Origin of the sequence: Hyphomonas sp. (assembly GCF_046313735.1) — a bacterium.
Classification (GTDB): domain Bacteria; phylum Pseudomonadota; class Alphaproteobacteria; order Caulobacterales; family Hyphomonadaceae; genus Hyphomonas.
This window is the reverse complement of the sequence record NZ_JBKBXW010000082.1, coordinates 1-3,096: the sequence shown is the minus strand read 5'-3', so window position 1 is coordinate 3,096 and position 3,096 is coordinate 1. Positions and strand designations below refer to the sequence as shown.

Below are 3,096 nucleotides of genomic sequence, written 5' to 3'. Positions count from 1 at the left end.
AGAGTCCAGCTGATGACTTTCTTGATGTTGTCATAGACTGTGCGGCCTTCCTGCACGCCCGCAACGATCGAAGCGAAGTTGTCATCCGCGAGAACAAGATCGGCCGCTTCCTTCGCCGCCTCGGAGCCTTTGCGGCCCATCGCGATGCCGACATCAGCGCGCTTCAGGGCGGGGGCATCATTCACCCCGTCGCCGGTCATGGCGACGCTAAGACCGCGCGCCTGCAGGGCGGTGACGAGGCGGAGTTTATGCTCGGGGCTGGTGCGGGCGAAGATGTTGGTTCGCTCGATGCGCGCCTGCAGGTTCGCATCGTCGAGCAGGTCCAGATCCGCGCCGGTGAGCACCTCGCCCGGATTGGCGAGGCCGATCTGCCGGCCGATGGCGGCGGCGGTGCCGGCATGATCGCCGGTGATCATCTTTACGGCGATGCCGGCCTGGTGACAGGCCGCAACCGCTTCGATCGCCTCGGCCCGCGGCGGATCGATGAGGCCGACGAGGCCAAGAAGGACGACGCCGTCCTCTAGGTCCGTGGGACTGAATGCCTTGGGCGGCGTGTCGAGCCGCCGCTCCGCCAGCGCCAGGACGCGCATGCCCTGCCCGGCAATCTCGTCGCCGAGGCGTTGCCAGTAAGCAGCATCGACGGGCTCGCTGGTTCCATCCGCGGCACGTTGGAAGGAGGCCATCGTGGTAATCCGTTCCGGCGCGCCCTTGACGCAGATGAGGGCTTCCCCGCCCGCCTGACTGTGCAGCGTGGCCATGTAACGGCTCGAGGAGTCGAACGGGATCTCGGCGATGCGCGGCTCGCGTATTTCGGCGTCCGAGCGGTTGATACCGAGTTTGCCGGCGAGCGCGATGAGGGCGCCCTCCATCGGGTCACCCTCAACCTGCCAGTTCCCCTCCACTTCGATCAAGCTGGCATCGTTGCAGAGCGCGGCGACCCGGGCGAGCGGCGCCAGCGCGGCAGGGTTTGCGCCTTTGACGTCGCCCCTCGGTGCGTACCCTTCGCCGCCGATTTCGGACTTTCCGGCCGCGGTCACAACGGCGCTGACAACCATCTCGTTGCGGGTCAGGGTGCCGGTCTTGTCGCTGCAGATGACCGACACGGAACCGATCGTCTCGATCGCGGGCAGGCGCCGGACGATGGCGTTGCGCCGTGCCATGGCCTGGACGCCGACCGCCAGCGTGATGGTCAGGACGGCAGGCAGCCCCTCCGGAATGGCGGCCACGGCAAGGCTGACCACCGCCATAAACACATCGATGAATTCGAAATGGTCGACAAAGTATCCATAGATGAGCAGCAGCGCCGCGATCAGCAGGATCATTACCGTAAGCCAGCGTGCAAAGCTGGCCATCTGGGTCACGAGCGGCGTGGTCAGGGTCTGCACTTCGCTGAGGAGACCGCTGATCCGGCCAATTTCCGTGGCCGGGCCAGTCGCAATGACGACGCCGCGGGCCGTGCCGGACGTGACCAGTGTACCGCTGAAGAGGAGAGATTTCCGGTCGCCTAAAGGTGCGTCTGCCGCGGCGGGCTCTGTGTGCTTGCTGACGGGAACGGATTCCCCGGTGAGAATGGCTTCCTGCACTTGAAGATTGCTGGCCTGAATGACGCGCAGATCGGCGGGCACCTTGTCGCCTGCTTCGAGGAGGACGATGTCGCCCGGCACCAACGCCTCGCCCTCGACGGTCACCCTTTTGCCACCGCGCAGCACAGAAGCGTGGGGTGTCAGCATATCCCGGATCGCCTCCATCGCCCGCTCCGCGCGCCCCTCCTGGATGAAGCCAATAGCAGCGTTGATGATGACGACGGCGAATATTACGACTGTGTCGATCCAGTGCTGGAGAAAGGCCGTCACAAGGCCAGCCCCGATCAAGACATAGATGAGCACATTGTGGAAATGCGAAAGGAAGCGCAGGAACACGTTGCGCGGCTTCGGGGCCAGCAGGCGGTTCGGGCCATGGCTGGCGAGGCGAGCAGCGGCTTCACTATCCGTCAGGCCGGTCGATGGATCGACGCCGAGTTCTGACAGGATCTCCGGGGCGGGGCGGGCGTGATACTGCCCCTCTGCTGCGAAAGTTTGCGGGAGAGTTTCGGTCAAGGTTAGGCCTCCACACTGGGCAGCAGACAGGGCTGCGGTCAGAGAAGCCTTCCGCTTGGCCCAAGATCGTTAGACCGAAACGGGCCGCACCTGATAACCGTGGAAGTTACGTAGTCACGCCCGGCAGGCGGCCTACTTCATACACAGCTGAGAAGAAAAATTCCGCGAATAAGTCATCGGCTGTTGATGACAACAGTAATGGGGAAAAGCACAAGTCAACAGGCGATGACATATTTATTTTTCTGGGGTAGAAAGACGCATGAAAAAGCCGCAACTTGTCCGTCGCAGAGATGCCGCCGCGACCAAATCTGCCATTCTGAGCGCTGCGCGGACCCTATTCGCGCGCGACAGCTATGAGAATGTCGGCATCCGCGAGATTGCCTCACTCAGCGGCGCTGACGCTGCCCTGGTGTCGCGTTACTTCGGGTCAAAAGAGGAATTGTTCTCCGAGGTGCTACGGAGCGGAAAGCGCGGTCTCGATCTGATCGGCGAGCAAATGGAAGGTTTGCCGGAGCGGGTTGCGGACCTCCTGCTGGAACCGCCCGAAGCGAAGGAAGAAAACCCCATGGATGACATACTCATCCTATTGCATTCCGCGAGCTCGCCCACGGCCGCGCCGCTCGTGCAAGCTTCGATCGATGAGCGGTTCCATCGTCCGTTTGCCGAGGTGATCGGCGGAGACCACGCTATGACCCGGTCACAGATTTTTGGGGCTTTGCTGATGGGCGTGTCCATCAGCATGCGCATAACGGGCCAATCCTATGCCGATGAGGATGAACGCAAACGCGTGCACGCCCGCATCAGCCGGTTGATCGAACTGGCGATTTCGCCGCTTTAGATGCCTCCTTTCGGCACGCGAGTGACATTTTTCAAGCGTAATCGCAGAACGGAGCATAGTTTTCTGGCGTCCTGCGAACAATCAGCATGCGCCATGTTGCTTTTTTGTTTTTCTGACATGAAACTACCAGGATGAGCGAAGACCTTTCAGTATTTGACATCA

General features: G+C 61.9%; 2 protein-coding genes. One reads left to right on the top strand and one right to left on the bottom strand.

All coding sequences use genetic code 11. The annotated features are described in order from the left end of the window. Positions 1-2,096 (bottom strand): cation-translocating P-type ATPase (locus tag ACK4SV_RS16480; RefSeq protein ID WP_409918932.1); only part of this gene is annotated, 2,096 nt, incomplete at its 3' end. Between the two features lie 259 nt (positions 2,097-2,355). On the opposite strand from ACK4SV_RS16480, the gene ACK4SV_RS16475 reads away from it, so the two are divergent. Further along, positions 2,356-2,934 carry a TetR/AcrR family transcriptional regulator gene (locus ACK4SV_RS16475; protein WP_409918931.1) on the top strand — a complete coding sequence of 193 codons (579 nt, stop codon included), beginning with the start codon at positions 2,356-2,358 and terminating at the stop codon, positions 2,932-2,934. The last annotated feature ends 162 nt before the right edge of the window (positions 2,935-3,096 follow it).

Coding starts and splice junctions, on each gene's coding strand:
- ACK4SV_RS16475 (WP_409918931.1), top strand. CDS start 2,356: ATGAAAAAGCCGCAACTTGTCCGTCGCAGAGATGCCGCCGCGACCAAA.